The organism is Allolucifera butyrica, from assembly GCF_900476375.1.
GTDB lineage: Bacteria > Bacillota > Negativicutes > Sporomusales > UPPP01 > Lucifera > Lucifera butyrica.
On the sequence record NZ_UPPP01000057.1, the window covers coordinates 32,248 to 46,791 of the forward strand.

General features: G+C 43.8%; 19 protein-coding genes. 5 read left to right on the forward strand and 14 right to left on the reverse strand.

Features of this window, described 5'->3' with window-relative positions; all coding sequences use genetic code 11:
- The first annotated feature begins 62 nt into the window (after positions 1-62).
- A complete protein-coding gene (locus tag LUCIF_RS03905; RefSeq protein ID WP_122626571.1) occupies positions 63-893 on the forward strand; it encodes a hypothetical protein in 831 nt (276 codons plus the stop codon).
- A 23-nt stretch (positions 894-916) separates the two neighbouring features.
- Here the strand turns inward: LUCIF_RS03905 and LUCIF_RS03910 are convergent, their stop codons facing one another.
- The 3 genes from LUCIF_RS03910 to LUCIF_RS03920 all read right to left on the reverse strand — a co-directional run bounded on the left by LUCIF_RS03910 (position 917) and on the right by LUCIF_RS03920 (position 3,169).
- Positions 917-2,173, reverse strand: coding sequence for a DNA modification methylase (locus LUCIF_RS03910; RefSeq protein WP_442404587.1), 1,257 nt, complete (start codon positions 2,171-2,173; stop codon positions 917-919).
- A gap of 107 nt (positions 2,174-2,280) precedes the next feature.
- The gene (locus LUCIF_RS03915) at positions 2,281-2,595 is read right to left on the reverse strand and encodes a hypothetical protein (RefSeq protein WP_122626573.1); all 315 of its coding nucleotides are present in this window, start codon (positions 2,593-2,595) and stop codon (positions 2,281-2,283) included.
- A 196-nt stretch (positions 2,596-2,791) separates the two neighbouring features.
- Entirely contained in the window at positions 2,792-3,169 is a 378-nt protein-coding gene (locus LUCIF_RS03920) for a hypothetical protein (RefSeq protein ID WP_122626574.1), read from the reverse strand.
- Between the two features lie 208 nt (positions 3,170-3,377).
- Between LUCIF_RS03920 and LUCIF_RS03925 the strand changes: the two genes are divergently transcribed.
- Positions 3,378-3,629, forward strand: coding sequence for a hypothetical protein (locus LUCIF_RS03925; protein WP_122626575.1), 252 nt, complete (start codon positions 3,378-3,380; stop codon positions 3,627-3,629).
- A gap of 2 nt (positions 3,630-3,631) precedes the next feature.
- Positions 3,632-4,378 (forward strand): hypothetical protein, encoded by a 747-nt coding sequence (locus tag LUCIF_RS03930; protein WP_122626576.1) that lies wholly within the window; start codon positions 3,632-3,634, stop codon positions 4,376-4,378.
- Positions 4,379-4,649: 271 nt separating this feature from the next.
- On the opposite strand, the gene LUCIF_RS03935 is transcribed toward LUCIF_RS03930, so the two are convergent.
- The 10 genes from LUCIF_RS03935 to LUCIF_RS26950 all read right to left on the reverse strand — a co-directional run bounded on the left by LUCIF_RS03935 (position 4,650) and on the right by LUCIF_RS26950 (position 13,565).
- Entirely contained in the window at positions 4,650-5,102 is a 453-nt protein-coding gene (locus LUCIF_RS03935) for a hypothetical protein (RefSeq protein WP_122626577.1), read from the reverse strand.
- A 54-nt stretch (positions 5,103-5,156) separates the two neighbouring features.
- A complete protein-coding gene (locus LUCIF_RS03940; protein ID WP_122626578.1) occupies positions 5,157-5,636 on the reverse strand; it encodes a DUF1643 domain-containing protein in 480 nt (159 codons plus the stop codon).
- Positions 5,637-5,706: 70 nt separating this feature from the next.
- The gene (locus LUCIF_RS03945) at positions 5,707-5,904 is read right to left on the reverse strand and encodes a hypothetical protein (protein WP_122626579.1); all 198 of its coding nucleotides are present in this window, start codon (positions 5,902-5,904) and stop codon (positions 5,707-5,709) included.
- Between the two features lie 343 nt (positions 5,905-6,247).
- Positions 6,248-6,664 carry a DUF1064 domain-containing protein gene (locus LUCIF_RS03950; protein ID WP_122626580.1) on the reverse strand — a complete coding sequence of 139 codons (417 nt, stop codon included), beginning with the start codon at positions 6,662-6,664 and terminating at the stop codon, positions 6,248-6,250.
- Complete coding sequence (locus tag LUCIF_RS03955; protein ID WP_122626581.1) at positions 6,661-7,251, reverse strand: hypothetical protein; 591 nt, start codon at positions 7,249-7,251, stop codon at positions 6,661-6,663. The genes LUCIF_RS03950 and LUCIF_RS03955 overlap by 4 nt, the downstream gene beginning before the upstream one ends.
- A gap of 50 nt (positions 7,252-7,301) precedes the next feature.
- A complete protein-coding gene (locus LUCIF_RS03960; protein WP_122626582.1) occupies positions 7,302-7,835 on the reverse strand; it encodes a putative metallopeptidase in 534 nt (177 codons plus the stop codon).
- A gap of 75 nt (positions 7,836-7,910) precedes the next feature.
- Positions 7,911-9,734: an ATP-dependent helicase gene (locus LUCIF_RS03965; protein WP_122626583.1), complete on the reverse strand. Its 1,824-nt coding sequence runs from the start codon at positions 9,732-9,734 to the stop codon at positions 7,911-7,913.
- 249 nt (positions 9,735-9,983) lie between these two features.
- Positions 9,984-12,170 (reverse strand): ATP-binding protein, encoded by a 2,187-nt coding sequence (locus LUCIF_RS03970; RefSeq protein WP_122626584.1) that lies wholly within the window; start codon positions 12,168-12,170, stop codon positions 9,984-9,986.
- On the reverse strand, positions 12,170-13,159 hold the full coding sequence (locus LUCIF_RS03975; RefSeq protein ID WP_207856939.1) for a hypothetical protein: 990 nt from the start codon (positions 13,157-13,159) through the stop codon (positions 12,170-12,172). The genes LUCIF_RS03970 and LUCIF_RS03975 overlap by 1 nt, the downstream gene beginning before the upstream one ends.
- Before the next feature lie 160 nt (positions 13,160-13,319).
- Positions 13,320-13,565 (reverse strand): AbrB/MazE/SpoVT family DNA-binding domain-containing protein, encoded by a 246-nt coding sequence (locus LUCIF_RS26950; protein WP_122626585.1) that lies wholly within the window; start codon positions 13,563-13,565, stop codon positions 13,320-13,322.
- A 92-nt stretch (positions 13,566-13,657) separates the two neighbouring features.
- On the opposite strand from LUCIF_RS26950, the gene LUCIF_RS25940 reads away from it, so the two are divergent.
- Both LUCIF_RS25940 and LUCIF_RS25945 read left to right on the forward strand, forming a co-directional pair.
- Positions 13,658-13,801, forward strand: coding sequence for a hypothetical protein (locus LUCIF_RS25940; protein WP_165865876.1), 144 nt, complete (start codon positions 13,658-13,660; stop codon positions 13,799-13,801).
- A gap of 139 nt (positions 13,802-13,940) precedes the next feature.
- Positions 13,941-14,087: a hypothetical protein gene (locus LUCIF_RS25945; protein ID WP_165865877.1), complete on the forward strand. Its 147-nt coding sequence runs from the start codon at positions 13,941-13,943 to the stop codon at positions 14,085-14,087.
- Between the two features lie 150 nt (positions 14,088-14,237).
- On the opposite strand, the gene LUCIF_RS03985 is transcribed toward LUCIF_RS25945, so the two are convergent.
- Positions 14,238-14,483, reverse strand: a complete 246-nt coding sequence (locus LUCIF_RS03985; RefSeq protein WP_122626586.1) for a hypothetical protein — start codon at positions 14,481-14,483, stop codon at positions 14,238-14,240.
- Positions 14,484-14,544 lie beyond the last annotated feature (61 nt).

Here is a 14,544-nt window from a genome sequence, read left to right on the forward strand (position 1 = left end):
CCGGAATGGGACGGATGTTAGCGCATCCGTCCTTTAATAGAAAAAATGTAGGTGATATTTAAATGCTTAAAGAAGTAGATAGGACATTTTTAAAAGAGGCATTTTATCTACAATTTTGGGAAAAGCCAATAACTTCTATTGCATTATACAATGCAGGAGAAGATCCATCGTCTATCTCTAATCATCTTTCTAACACTCTGTTCCGACCCTCAATGGATATGTCAGGGCATATTCAAAGAATTATAACCGCAAGATTAATAGCTGAACTTGTTAATAGTCTTGAAAATTTCGGTTCATTTTGTTACGCAGTTAAAAATCGGCACAAAAAAAGCATCTTTAGTCACTATGCATTAAATAAGTTAAAACATAATGACTTTTTTAATGAAATCAAAACACACTCAGATTCTTTAATAGACCTTTCAACCATGATTGGAATTCCAACGTTAATGGAACTTGAGAATAAAATGACGGCTGAAGCTTATCTGCATGTTAGTAAACTATATAGTGAGTTAGCCAAGCTTATCAATCAAGCTACAACTTTATATAAAGCTAATTGGAGTAAAGACGAAAGCTCATCGCCATATGAATTTTATGTCGCATATCACATTACAGATAGAGAATTTTCATACCCTAGCAATCAAGATGACCTTGTAAAAATGTACAATAAAATTAAACATCGTTTTCTACTATTTAGCACAAAAGAAGAAGTTATAAACTTTAAAAAAGTAGTTGAAAAAGAGAATATTAATGGATTAAATGTACAATTCGTTCCATTACTAATAACGCAAGAGTTTGTAGATAGTATTTTAACAACTATAAATAATATTGCCTTTTGTATGCGCGCAATAGCTAGTATTTTAATATATTTAGACTCTAATCAAATAGATTTATAATCTAAAATTTTACCATTAAATACTTATAGATATCTAACGGCTTTTTGCCCCGTAAACTCCTTCCACCTTCGAACAATCACATCACAATACACTGGATCCAGTTCCATCGTACAACAAACACGCCCAGTCTGCTCCGCCGCCATCAGCGTACTTCCGGATCCACCAAAAAAGTCGGCCACAATCTCACCTGGCCGACTTGAATTTTGTATCGCCCGGGCACAAAGACCAATCGGCTTCATCGTCGGATGTTCACCGTTCCGTAGCGGCTTCTCAAATCGCCAAACCGTAGATAGACTATCATCGCCGGATTGCAGAACTTCATAGGATGGTACCCGAACGGTTATTGTTTGAAGCCCCGTCGTAAATGTCAGTAGCGAACTTTCGCCATCTTGCTGTACTAACAAGGAGGCGAAATCCTCAATTACCGTCCCTTTCTTTCGTCCCCCATACCATTGGTGCGCGGCCCCAGGCTTCCACCCGTACAAAATCGGCTCATGCTGCCATTGATAATCCTGTCGGCCGAGAACAAACTGATTCTTTGCCCAGATTAGGCACTGCTTAAGCAACCAGCCGGAATCCTGCAGGGCTCCCCGGAAGTTGGAGCCTTCCGAATCAGCATGACAGACATAGATGGCGCCACCCGGCGCAGCAGCCGTAAACATTGATGTAAAAGCATCCAGTAAAAACTGATTGAACCGTTCCGCCGGCATATTATCATTCTTGATCGTCAGCTGTTCATCGGTTCCGCCCTGATAATTCACGTTATAAGGTGGGTCCGTGAATACCATTGCCGCCAAATTGCCAGCCATCAACTTTTCTACATCGGTAATCACAGTAGCATCGCCGCACATAAGCCGGTGACGGCCGAGCTGCCAAATGTCCCCGGGCTTTGTAATCGGTTCTTTAATCTCCGCCGCAGCTGCAGCAGGGTCGAAATTATCTTCTTTGACTTCGACCACATTGAAATCAGCCAGTAAATTGTCAATTTGTTTCTCAGTGAAGCCGGTCAAACCTACGTCAAAATCACCGATATTTATTTCCGACAGCAAACTGGCCAATAGGTTCTCATCAAGCTGTGAAAGTTCGGCAATACGATTATCGCCAATCAGGTCCGCCCATTCTTCGGCCTCAGTGGCGTAATCCTGCCGATCAATCGGCACCATCGATACATTCAACAGCTGCGCCGCTAAAAGCCGGCCATGGCCACGTACAACAAAACCAGAGCGGTTGCTCACGGTGATCGGAGCACGCCAGCCCTGGTTTTTAATAATTTTGGCCAAAAGCTCTATTTGTTTTTTAGGATGTGTGTTTGGATTGTGCGGATTCGGAACTAGCGTTGCTATATCCGCTAGTTCGTCATGTGCGCAATATACTGGAATTTTATCTGCTAACATGCTGCCTCCTTAACTGGATTAAATAAAGTATCACCAAAATAGCTTGCCATCACCTGATTGTTAACGAAGCAATAAGCATAGTCTATAATCTGAATACTTTCTTCCCACGTCCAGGATTCTCCCTGATTTGTCAATGTTCCGTCTTCGCGATTTGCAAGGAACTTTTTAACATTCTTTTCAAATCCCTTTTGAGTTCTCGATCTTAGTATTTTAGGATCTATACCTTCAGGATACCCGTCCCATCTTATACTTCCTAAATATTTCGCATCCCGTCCAGTTCCTACAAAGAAATCGGCTTTAGTACTCATCGTCTAATCCCCTTTACTTGTTTTAGCGTTGTTGTATTAATCACTTACTGTCGCCTAAAAGTCAAGGGGGTAGCAGGATTTAATCTCCGTTCTAATAGCAACTAAACCATCAAGAATCCCACATATAGGATTCTTGATGGTTCTCTTTTTAGAATACGAAAAAAGAGCCCGAAGGCTCTCCAAATTCTACGTTATTTCATTTCAATTGATTGATAACTTCTTCTGCTAATCCATCAATAAATATACTACCGTCAACTTTTAAATCATCAAGTTCATCCTTTGTATATCCTAATTTTTTCGGATCAATTTCTTTAAATATGCAAATAACCTTTCCATTATTTTTTAAAAAATCAATTGTTACTTTTTCATATTTCTTACTTACAGCGAAGGAAAATGGGAAAAACTCTTTATTATTAGCAGTAATTATGAACCTAAACTTATCGCTTTCTTCAATTTCGAGTTTGGGTATACCAATCTGCTCATTTGCCAGATTGATACCTTTAATTTCGTTAACTCCTGAAACCAATAAAAGTTGCCTACCCATTTCTTGGATTAAATTAGATTTATAATCCATTTAGCCCTTCACTCCTTTTACCATTTTTATACCCTTGTTCGGCAAAAAGAAATGCATTCCTGCAGTATGATAAAAACAGAAGGTTTTTGTATTCTAGAGTAACTTAAAATTCGACAGTCAGTTTCGAATATTTATTAAATTTGCAGGTTAATAAAAAATTTTGTTGAATTATTTACTATTAATTACATTTTTTTAGAAGGTGATTGCTATGTCCATTAGTAGATTTAAAACTGCATTACAAATAAAGTTTGGATTACCTCCTGGACACCCTACCAACGAAGAACTTAATAAAATATTTACTGATATTAATAGAATCCCACTGTCCAGTCGTACTGAAGCCGCTTGGGGTCAAATTGTAGAGAAACACGTTGCGGGATTTCGAACTTATAAATATGCAGGTCTTGATATGAGTGACTTAAATGTTATGTATTCCCAAATCATTAATTTATTAGGTAAGTGAAAATGAATTATTCTGATTATGAAAATGAAATACAAAACCAAAAAACATTATTAATGCAAGAACTAAGACCCATCATAAATAATTTAATGGAAAACCAAACTATTGAAAACCCACAAGAAGTCTTAAATGTTGCTCATGCCCAAGCAGTAAAATTATTCACTATAATGGAACGTTCACTAGATGAATGCACTATTGATAATCAGGATTTAATAACTCGCAAAATTGAGGACTGTATTAATTATTGTGAAACAATATTATACCATTGGAAAATGATAACTGCTTTCTGCTCTTCCTTTAACTTGCAACAACCAAAACCATCAACAAACGCATATTCAACCATTCAAAGCGTTATCAAGGCTTCCAATTCAAGGAAAGCGAAAGAAATAGAAGAAAGCTTCCAATCTTTGGGGCTTCCGACATATGGTTTCTTATATCGCAAAAAACATTCCCTGTGGAAAAGACCCGCATTTAGTACCCAGCAAAAAATTGGATCAGTAATTGGATTAATATTTCTTATTTCAGGTTTAATTTTATCCTTTACTTTTCCCATATTAACAGGAACACAATATTGGTATATTAGAATTATAGGTGCGATTGGCGCTGCTATAGTTTTATATTATTTTGTCCCTGGCTACATTAAAGTCAATTTTTCCATTTCCAAAAGAATTACCATAAGTGCGCTTGGTGGTCTTGCTATTTTTATAATTCTTTATTTAATTAATCCAGCCTCTCCACCTAACATGCCATAGCGAACGAACCTTAAGTTAAATTTATAATTATTAGTCGATATTCTACTAATTTTCGGCAACATAGTTTTATTATTTCACAGACTTTCAAATACGGTAACGTTATGTTAAAGTTAACAAAAATCTCAGCTTGACAATCCTTTCAATGATGCTCGCAAAGAAAATAAATATTCTCTACTAACTGGGTCGCCTCTACAGACGGCCTTTTTCATATTTATTTCACAATATCATTTTATCACGGCCAAAGTCAAAAAAGTGTGCAAGAAAAGTGCAATCATATAGCTTGCAAGGCTTCAAATCCAAATAATGACACCGTAAATTTACGAATAGCCTTATCTTTTAAATAAAATATAGATCTTCGACTATACCCCAACTTGCTAGCAATATCTTCCCTATCCAGCTTCTCCACGTACCACATAACCAAAATATCCTTATACCGCTCACAGCCATGGTCCTGGCAAATAGAATCCAGGACTCGGTCCACCTTCTCAATTTCCTCCAGCGTCCGATCTTTCATCTCCTGCCACTTTTGTAATTGGTATATCTGATTTAACGTATTATTGGGACGCGCTGCGTGAATCCCTGTTGGCTCCAATCGTATCGCCGAAGCATCCGCCGGGGCAGTTTTCATTACAAGACGCTCAATCATGTAATTCGAATGTTCAATGCTTTGTTTCAGCTCCCGGTAATATCGTAAATAGTTCTCCGCTTCTCTAATGCAATCCAAGCTTACCCCTCCCCGCTTCATTACATGCGAATAGGACGGTGATTGGCCGCCCTTCTATCTTAAAAACTCTATGGGAATTACATCTTCTTTGACAAAAAGTGGGTGTTTAGGAAATCCTTTTTTAGTTATTTCCAAAGCATATATTACACTCAAATTTTTTAAAAGCGCCTCCACTTTCTTGTTTCTTTTTAAAATTTTTCCTTTTTCTCCCCAAGCTGCTACAACCATATTAGATTTTTCTACCGCCTCAATAATATGACGATCATTTTCATCACCAACTGGATTATTAGCCTTTAAGAGTACACTTGGGTCCGTTGACCTATACGCAAATAGATTTACAACTTCTAAACGACCGTAACCCCACGCCTTAGCAAACCCAATACATCGAGTAATCGTAGGATCATTATAAGTAGCATCCGCTGTACTTGGATTAAGCATGATGAATGTAACAATTCCGGACCCTGTATCAAAATCACGCCATAATCTATAACGGTATTTTCTCGAATCGTCAATACATGCGCCATTATCCCCCATATTCTCACTCCTTAAAACACCAATAATTTCAATTTAAAATTCTCATTCTATTTCCATTGTCCCTGCCTATCTAAAATGGAATTTCCTCTTGCGGAAGTCCCGGCTCCAGATTCTTATTCACCTGGTCTCGCACGATCTTCCACGCATGCTGATATGCGTCATCAATCTTAGTTATATCGTTAACCTCAACCTCAAATTCTGCATTTGCCCGGACATTGTTAAATCCGGGTAGGCTTTTGGTTTGGCCGTAGGATACTTTGAGTTTCATATTCTGCCCCCTATGCATAAATTCAGCCAATTTTACCATACTATGGTTGGGAGCCGAACCAGAGTCATGGATGCAATTGTCATGTCACTCCAAACCATATTATCGGTTCCCATCAAGAAGATTTCTCCTCTCCCATACCCGGTTAATCCCGGGTCTTTTTTATGCCTGAACATCCTCCCAATTCCACATCCTCTGCCGCCCCTTTACCGGGACTGGTTTAATCTGCCGGACATCGTCCAAAATCCAAGACTACCGGCCCGCTTCTCAAGTGCCCCTTATTTAAGTTGTTTTGGCCCACATCGCAAGTGAGATACCATTATTTCCCAGGAAATAACTTTCCCCTTCACTCCTCCACAAACTCAATCTCCGGGTACTTCTTCCGAAACAGCTTCTTTTTCAGCCGGTACTCCTTCGTCCTGTATCCTTTCGTATCAATCACCACGACCCGTCCATCCCGATACCAAACCCGAAAATCAGCCCGATAGACCATCGGCCGTACCCATTTGCCCTGGTCAAAATACCCTTCCTGGAGTAAGAACGCCGGCTGCAGCTCAAATTTCACAACTTCCCCCACAAGCTTTAAAATCTTGAGCTCGCCATATTTTGCGGCCTCTTTCTCGCTGTCAAACAGAATCCCGTCAACCTCAGTCCGGTTATTATTATACTTGGCCCGCTTCTGTTCTTTCAGCAGCAGCTCTTTCAAGTGCGGATTCCGCCGGCGCGTGTCTTCAGAAAGGCTGTTCCATGTAAGCTGAATCATGATCCCAACGCCCACTCTGGCTTTTTCTTGCAATCGCACTGAACAGCTACCGTCTTGGTATCCATCCCGTTATTAAATGGCACCTGTTCAATGTACCACCCCTGCCCTCCGCACTTTGGACATGATTGTCCATCTGAAAAGTTATCAACAGGGAAGTCCTCGCGCGCGCTATTATTTTTTATATTTTCGTTTAGGTTTTGTTTAGGTTTATGTTTATATAATGTGCCCCTTACGTTGTCCCCTGTGTGTGCCTGTCGTTGCCCCTCCTGCTGTCCCTTTTGTTGCCCTTCCTGTTGTCCCTTTTGAACAAACGGAACAAGTAAATATTTGCCAGCTTGGTTAACTCTATCGGATTTTTTGTATTTTATCCGGCCAAAGTTGATAAGAACACTGCGGGCATGGTCAAATTCTTTTCGGCTGAGGCTACATTTAGCCTGTAGCAGTCCGTTTGGAACAGTGAATTCCTGTATCCATCCAGCCTTATTGCAAATGGCCATCAATTCGTACCATAAGGCAATTGCGCTGGCAGGTAACGGGTTCACTTCCTTCCATTCAGAGAAGGCCAATATTTCCGCAAGATAGTTCACAAGATCAACTCATTTCAGCAAAATCTCTTTCGTCCTTTTGATAACTCATCCTACTTCACCCGCCGCAATGAACTTTCAGTCGGCTCAAATAACCGCGGCTGCCGCATATTATCCCAATCCCCATTGGCTTCAATTAGGTTGGTGATGAGCCGGTGCTTATCTTGCCAATCCGTCCCAAGACTATAGAACACTTCGGGCCACTCTTCGATTGCGTAAGCCTTTAACTCCCCATCGGTGTCAATCTTCCGCAGTTCTCGATAAAGCACCAGCAGAACCTGGCTCCATGTCATATCTTCCAGATTCTTTTTATAAAACTCGACCATATAGCAAAACGTCCGGTTGGTCATCTGCTTCACCAGGTCTTGCCACTTATCCGGTACTTTGCGAATTTCCGCAAACTTCACCTTGTCCCGGTTCTTGCCGTTTCCGTCCACATTATCAATAAAAAGAATAGCCTCAACCGGCACATGCTTAATCTCCGGAAACTTCTGCACCAGCTTTTTCGCCGGGTCCCGGTAGACTTCATTAATCATGTACTTTCCAGACCATTCATCCACAACAATTAACCGACTTTCTTCTGCCATTTGCCTCACCCCTCTGCATAATCGGTATCAAATTAGGGCAGACTAGGCATTGTGTCAAAGTCTGCCCTCCTTCGCTTAACTAGCTAACTCACTTAAAAATTGACTGGGAGGAACCGGCATCATCGAACCTCGCCAATCCTGGGCCCGCTCCGGCCAGGTAATGAATAACCGGTTCTTAGCCCGGGTCACGGCTACATAGAACAAGCGCCGCTCTTCCTCCATGTCCCCGCGCTTGGACGGGAACACATTCTGATTCATCCCGGCTACAATTACGGTATCAAATTCGAGCCCTTTGCTGGCATGGACGGTCATTAACTTGACCGCTTCTTTTTCTTCTACCAATTTTTCCTGGACATCCCGATAACGAAGGAATTTTAAAAACGCCTGAATCGAGTGATTTTCACCCAACTCATTCTTGGACTCTTCCCATTTCGAAATAGAGTTTCTCGCCTGTTCGATATCCGGCGAATCGTAATACCTTTTCGGGTTTATGAGGTTATTTAATGCGACAAAGCAATCCGCAGGCAAGTAAATAGCATCCGACTCCAGTTTCCTGTCAACCGCTGCTACGGCTTCTAGAAACGAATGGCTAAAGTGGTTCGGATCATCCCGATAGGTCTGCATGGCATCCCATAGGGACACATCGTTAGTCAAGGCATGAAACTCAAGTTCATTCATCTGCAGCAGCCGGATATCGAATAGGCGCAGGCACTTTTTCAAGGCTGTGTTATCTCGCCGGTTATATAAGAAGTACATCCATTGCAGTAGCGGCCGCACTGCCGGCGAGTCAAAGGAGTCCTCCCTGCCGGCAATCCGTTGAAACGGAATCGCCCTTTGCTGCAAACCTCTTAGGATAGTATCCACCTGATTATTGGTCCTGGCCAACACGACAATCTGCTGTAAGGGAACGCCGCACTCCCCGTTCACCTTGGTAATGAGCCGAGCAATGGCTGCCGCTTCCACGTTGGAGTCTTGATAGCTTTCTATTTGGACCTCCACCCCGTTCTTATGCGCAATGAGCGTCTTTTCCGTCTGCCGGATATTATGCTTGATTAACCGGTTTGCCGCGGCAACAATTTGGTCCGTCGACCGGTAGTTCTCCTCCAGTTTAATGACTTCACAGCCCGGGTTATGGACGGCAAAGTCCAGGATAAAGTTCACATTGGCTCCCCGCCATCCATAAATGGCTTGGAAGTCGTCGCCTACTACATAGAGGTTGGGCGCTTTTAGTAGATCCAGCATGTATGCCTGTTCGGCATTCGTGTCCTGAAATTCATCTACAAACACATGGGTAAAGGTTTGGCGATACTCGTTCAATACATCCGGATGAAGTTCCCACAGCCGGATAACTACATCAATTAACCGGTCCAAATCCACCGCGTTATTTTGTTTGCAGCGGTATCCGTATTCAACGAGGACCTTGCATTCTTCCGGATATAGAATCTCCTCTTTCCGATAATCCCCGCATTTTTCATGACGGTCCAAAACCTTCTTTAAGGTTGTCCGGCTTCCAAAGTCTTTGATAATTCGCTGCAGGATTTCTTCCCGGTCCTCCTGGTCGTATATCGTAAAGTTTTCTTCAATGCCAAGCTTATGGCCCCACCGGCGCAGAACCGATACGGCAAAAGCATGAAAGGTATTACAGAAAAGTTTTTTCCCTTCTTCCTCGCCGATCAATCGAATAACCCGTTCTTTCATTTCTTTTCCGGCTAATCGGGTGAAAGTAAGGGCCAGCATATTGGTGGTACCAACCCGTTGATTCAGATGCAGATTGGCGATTCGACGCGTTAAAACCGTAGTTTTGCCGCTGCCTGCGCCAGCCAAGGTGAGGATGACCGGGGCCGTTGATGTGACCGCCCGCAGTTGATTTTCATTGAGGCCATCAAGAAGGTTATTCATCTTAGCCCTCCTCAGCTTGGCAATCTTCGCAAAGCCTGGGGTACCCAACCGATTCCCCAATATAACAGCCGCACTGCTCACACAACGTACCGTCCAACATCATGTCCGCTATATCACCCATTTTTCTTCTTCCCTTCTGCATTCTTTTTGGATTTATCAAAGCACTCATCACAAAGCGCGACTCCATGTTTTATTTCCAGCCTCGTTTCGCTTCGCAGTATTGGCTGTTCTTTGCCGCAATCATAGCACTTAGGCACTTTTCTTCACCTCCGCATCATCGATAACCATAGAATCGGTATCCAACATTTCCGCTACCGGGCTTAAATCCCAGACTTTCCACCCATCCGCAGTAAACGGAAATTCAATCGCGCCGGCTAAAAGAATATTGTCGAGCTTGTCCTTTATCTTGGAGAGACCATCGATCAGCATTTGAAAGTTTTTATGGTCCAAATGATTTAAGTTATCCATCACTAAAACATGAAGTTTCGGCTGGGCCCGGTCAATCACGGTCACCATCATGGCCGCCAGGAATACGGTCTGTTGGCCAGTGCTGAGAGCGTCAAAGTTTACGCGATGTCCTTTCTCATTTATCCAGCCAAATTGAAAGATTTCTTTCCCCGTATCGCTTTCGGTCTGGAAGAAAGGACATTGGGCAAAACCCATAAGCGATAAATTCGCAGTAATATCGTTGCAAATCGGGTCCAGCAGTTCCTTTACAAGCTCTCCTTTGATGCCCTTGAGTCCCAACGTTTCCTGAATGAGCTTTAGGCAAACACTGTTATATTCAGCCTTCCGGTTAGTAATCGCCGATTGCTGCAGCATCAGAATAGCTTGCTTGGCTTTTTCTTTTTCCCCAATCGTCTTTTTCAAGACATCCATCCGGGTTTTAATGCCGTTAGCCCTGGATTGCGATAGTTCCACGCTGGTAACCGGCTGCAGTGGCGTCGCCAAGAGTTTATTCAATTCATCCTGGTACAGCTTTAATTTGTTTTGCCGGTCGGAAGCGGCAGCCAGTATTGCATTTTTCTGTTTCATCAACTCGGAAATGGACTGATTGATGGAGGTATTCCGGGCGTTCACTTCTTGGATTTGTTTCATTAATGCGGTTTGCTGGTCCCCGACAGCTTTCAGGTCAGCATCTAGCTTTTTTATCTGGCCAGCATACCCGGCCGCTTCAGCTTTAAAGGCGGCAACCGTCTCCGTCGCCTTTTCTTTTTGCTTGGCAACATAGTCGCCAAAGCCGGAAAAATCTTTGGGGCAGGCAATCATGGGATTGATCATGCAGCGCCCTTTCATGGTTCCGGTGGTGCCTAACGCTCCCTCCAGGGCGGCTACTTGACCGGCAATCTCTTTGATCTTCAGCCCCACGTTCTGCTGTTTATCTACCAAGGCGTTCCTCTCATCCTGCATCGTATCTCTTTTAGCCTGTAACTGCTGCATTTCTCCTTCAACAGCAGGCGGCTGCAGGATTTGTCCCTGGTGCTCGGCAATCTGCCGGTCAATCCCGGAGGTATCCGCATTGACCACATTGGCGTTCAGATCGGCAATCAACTGCTGCAGTTCCGTCGTCCTCTGCTGCTGTTTGGCGTTCGCCTTCACTTTTTGCTCATCCGCCGCCAGGATTTTTTCTACTTCAATTAACTGGCGCTGTAAATCCTCAAGCTCTGTTTTAAAACCAAGAATGTTCCGATCCGTTTCGTCCATCGAATTCTTAAGGTCGGCAAACTGTCGCACCGCGCCCTGGGCGTCCGCCTTTTTCCGGTCCCAGAGTTGCTTTTCCGCTCCCACCCAATCGAGCATCGCCTGGAGGCCGTCTTGCACTCCGAACCCAACCGGGTATTTCTCGATAGTCTGAGTAATTAGCTCTTGCATGGTCTCGTACTGTTCCGCATTATTTTCCTGTAGTTCCACGGTCAAGAGCTTGTCCACCAAATACCGGTGGATCTTCTCGCGGTCCCAGGTTTCCGAAGCGATGGGACTTAGACTATAAATAAAATCTCGCCGCTGCGTATCTGTCTTTTGCAAAAACTCATTGAAATCCAGCATGACTGGAAAGTTCCCGATTTCGGAGCTGACCCGGGCCTTTTTAGCCGTGTCGTTTCGTTCCCCCCGCCCGGGTGCAACCACCAGGGTCTCCTTAATGCTGATGGTTGTCTCGCCGGTTTTGTTATTTTTCTTCTCTTCTTTACCAAAGGTGCGGGTAAACTGAAAGTCCCCGGTTTTTAACCCCACCGTCATGGTGTCGCCCGTAGCGTATTTGAACGTGCCGGCCGCTGTTTTTTCTTCTCCCGGGATGTACCCGAGCATGGAAAGCCCCAGGGCTTGCACCCTGGTGGTCTTCCCGCTGCCGTTACGGCCAATAAACAAGTCCTTCCCGGATAGTTCCTGGACATCCGCTTGTCCTTTGAAGTTGTGAAATTCAATGGAGTGAATCATTAGAAAAGGTCACCTCCCAAGACCGGCTGCTGAGAGGCTCCTTCTTCCGGGTGCGCCGTCGCAGCCTTTTCCTCGTCATCGGCTTCCACGGCAATATCATCCACAGAAGCCTCCGCCGTTACATTGATAATATCCACTCGTTGGCCGTTGACGGTGATTTCCTCTCCTCGTTCGGCTTTGGCCGCCAAATCCATCAGCGTATTAGGGTTATCGTCGTTCACGTAGCCGATAATGACTTCCTTCGCAACCCGTTTATAGTCCGGGCCCTGAAAATTCACATAGGCAATATGGGATAACGCCGGATGCTTCGCCATCGCCAGCCGCTCCGCAATGGTCTGGGCATTCCGTTCGGCAAAGTTTTTCTTATTAATAAAGGTATCAATCGCTTTTAGGATTTCGGCATGGGAGGTATTGGCCCAAACCCCCATATTGCCATCGATCTTATAAAAAATACCGGTCTTTTTCTCTTCTTCGGTCAGCATCGTTTCCAAACAAATCCGGCCAGCGCCGCTATTTTTAGTCACCTTTTTCATTAGGTCCTGAATAAAATACATGTTGATATCATAAAGCAGCGTTGCGGTCGTAATCACAAGGTTTCCGGTAGGGCCGCAGCCGATGGCCATCTTCTTGACCCACACTTTTCTCAGGGTCTGTGATTCCGGATCCACAACAGGGAAAGGATTAACGACAACCTGTCCCGTCGGCAACGTCAATTTCTCCGGCGTAATGATACTCAAATTGGCGATTTGATTCGCCCGGTAAAACCCTTTCCCGGTTGTCATCGCTTTCCCCTGAATCACTGCGATTTCCCCGTTTGCCTCACTTAGGGTAACAACGCTTTTTACGGCTTTAATGGCTCCAGTCGGCGTGCGCTTCACAAAAACCTGGCCGTCCCCCAGAACGGCCACCATTTGCTTTTTTAAAGCATCCACTTGTTTCTCCAGCGGAAGCTCATCCAAACGAACAACTTTATTTTCAGGCAATGCCATAATTCTCGTCCTCCTCATCCAATTTTAAAAACAAAATAACATCCAACCCTAGGGTGGTTCCTCTTCTTCCTCATCATCCGGCGCATGAGGATCACGATACGGACAAGCTGCAGTCCACCAGGGGCGTTGCGTAATATCCGGCAAGTCAGTCACGGCCTCATCACCCCAACAATGCCAGTTGCTCCCGGCATTCCCGACAGACGTTCTTTCCTCTAAAATTAATCACGTCGTCGGTATCCCCGCAGAACATGCATTTCGGTTCATATTTATGAAGAATAATCAGGTCGCCATCAACAAAAATCTCCAGCTCGTCTTGGTCGCTTATATCCAGCACCTTGCGTAATTCGGAAGGAATTACAATCCTCCCAAGTTGGTCCGTTTTACGAACAATTCCAGTCGATTTCATAAATTCTCTCTCCTTTACAGCCTCATGTAGCCGTGCTACAATGAGCGTGACGTAATATTTTTATTGACCGCTCCTTGTGGGCGGCTTTTTTTATGTTCGGAAACACATTACCGGTCATGCTGTTTTCAGCTCCTTCCCACATGGTTGCCGGCTATTACATGCCTTCTCATTGGCGCATAGTACGCAACAAATACTTTCCTTGCACTCCATCTCCGGCGATGCCGCTGCCGGTTTAGCCGGGGTAGTACACGATTGACAATTCATAAGTATCCCCCTTTCCTCTGTTTTTTGAATACCTGATATGGACTGTAACCTTAATCGATTTACCAGCGTAATTTGCAATAGATTGATAATAAACTGCGAGGAGGTAAATCTGTGGTTATTGATTTAGATGAAAAAAAGTTAAAACGGGAGATCATCCGTGAGCTTAGCGGGTACCCGGTATCAGAAGAAGACCAAGAAAAAATTGCAGAAAAAGTTATGAGCGTCATACTCAGATCATGTAAAGTAATTAAGAAATAAATTTTTGCTTCGTCTCTTTTGATGGCATTTTCAGCGTACTCCACTCGTGCCCGCACTTAGGGCATTTAAAGGTAATCAAGCGCCGGTACTCCGCAGTCTTTTGCCCGGCAGTATTGCAGTAGGGACAGTTTAGTGTAGGCCTTACATTACTCATGCCGCAGCCCCCCTTCCACGAAATTTTTCATAGATGACCTCCAAACAAACCATTGCCAAGCCAGCTGCAAACTGTGTATGTAAGCAAAGATAGGTTCTGCGTAATGACTGTAATCGCTCAATACTCAGCCGCTCAAAAAGCTCCCGGATGCCGATCCCAAGCTGATAACCAGACCGGTATTCCACACTGATCATCATTTTTTTGTGCAAAATCCGGAATGATTTCATCGTAATCACATTCATCTGACATCCCTCCAAATTGACGCTTATTACGTCAAGTGTTAAAATAAATGTAGCGAATTAA

What these genes read in the sequence shown, in the direction of transcription:
- LUCIF_RS03940 (WP_122626578.1), bottom strand. Translation starts at nt 5,636, where the DNA reads ATGGGGGATAATGGCGCATGTATTGACGATTCGAGAAAATACCGTTAT.
- LUCIF_RS03930 (WP_122626576.1), top strand. Translation starts at nt 3,632, where the DNA reads ATGAATTATTCTGATTATGAAAATGAAATACAAAACCAAAAAACATTA.
- LUCIF_RS03920 (WP_122626574.1), bottom strand. Translation starts at nt 3,169, where the DNA reads ATGGATTATAAATCTAATTTAATCCAAGAAATGGGTAGGCAACTTTTA.
- LUCIF_RS03960 (WP_122626582.1), bottom strand. Translation starts at nt 7,835, where the DNA reads ATGGCAGAAGAAAGTCGGTTAATTGTTGTGGATGAATGGTCTGGAAAG.
- LUCIF_RS03970 (WP_122626584.1), bottom strand. Translation starts at nt 12,170, where the DNA reads ATGATTCACTCCATTGAATTTCACAACTTCAAAGGACAAGCGGATGTC.
- LUCIF_RS03905 (WP_122626571.1), top strand. Translation starts at nt 63, where the DNA reads ATGCTTAAAGAAGTAGATAGGACATTTTTAAAAGAGGCATTTTATCTA.
- LUCIF_RS26950 (WP_122626585.1), bottom strand. Translation starts at nt 13,565, where the DNA reads ATGAAATCGACTGGAATTGTTCGTAAAACGGACCAACTTGGGAGGATT.
- LUCIF_RS25940 (WP_165865876.1), top strand. Translation starts at nt 13,658, where the DNA reads ATGTTCGGAAACACATTACCGGTCATGCTGTTTTCAGCTCCTTCCCAC.
- LUCIF_RS03950 (WP_122626580.1), bottom strand. Translation starts at nt 6,664, where the DNA reads ATGATTCAGCTTACATGGAACAGCCTTTCTGAAGACACGCGCCGGCGG.
- LUCIF_RS03945 (WP_122626579.1), bottom strand. Translation starts at nt 5,904, where the DNA reads ATGAAACTCAAAGTATCCTACGGCCAAACCAAAAGCCTACCCGGATTT.
- LUCIF_RS03915 (WP_122626573.1), bottom strand. Translation starts at nt 2,595, where the DNA reads ATGAGTACTAAAGCCGATTTCTTTGTAGGAACTGGACGGGATGCGAAA.
- LUCIF_RS03965 (WP_122626583.1), bottom strand. Translation starts at nt 9,734, where the DNA reads ATGAATAACCTTCTTGATGGCCTCAATGAAAATCAACTGCGGGCGGTC.
- LUCIF_RS03975 (WP_207856939.1), bottom strand. Translation starts at nt 13,159, where the DNA reads ATGGCATTGCCTGAAAATAAAGTTGTTCGTTTGGATGAGCTTCCGCTG.
- LUCIF_RS03985 (WP_122626586.1), bottom strand. Translation starts at nt 14,483, where the DNA reads ATGAATGTGATTACGATGAAATCATTCCGGATTTTGCACAAAAAAATG.
- LUCIF_RS03925 (WP_122626575.1), top strand. Translation starts at nt 3,378, where the DNA reads ATGTCCATTAGTAGATTTAAAACTGCATTACAAATAAAGTTTGGATTA.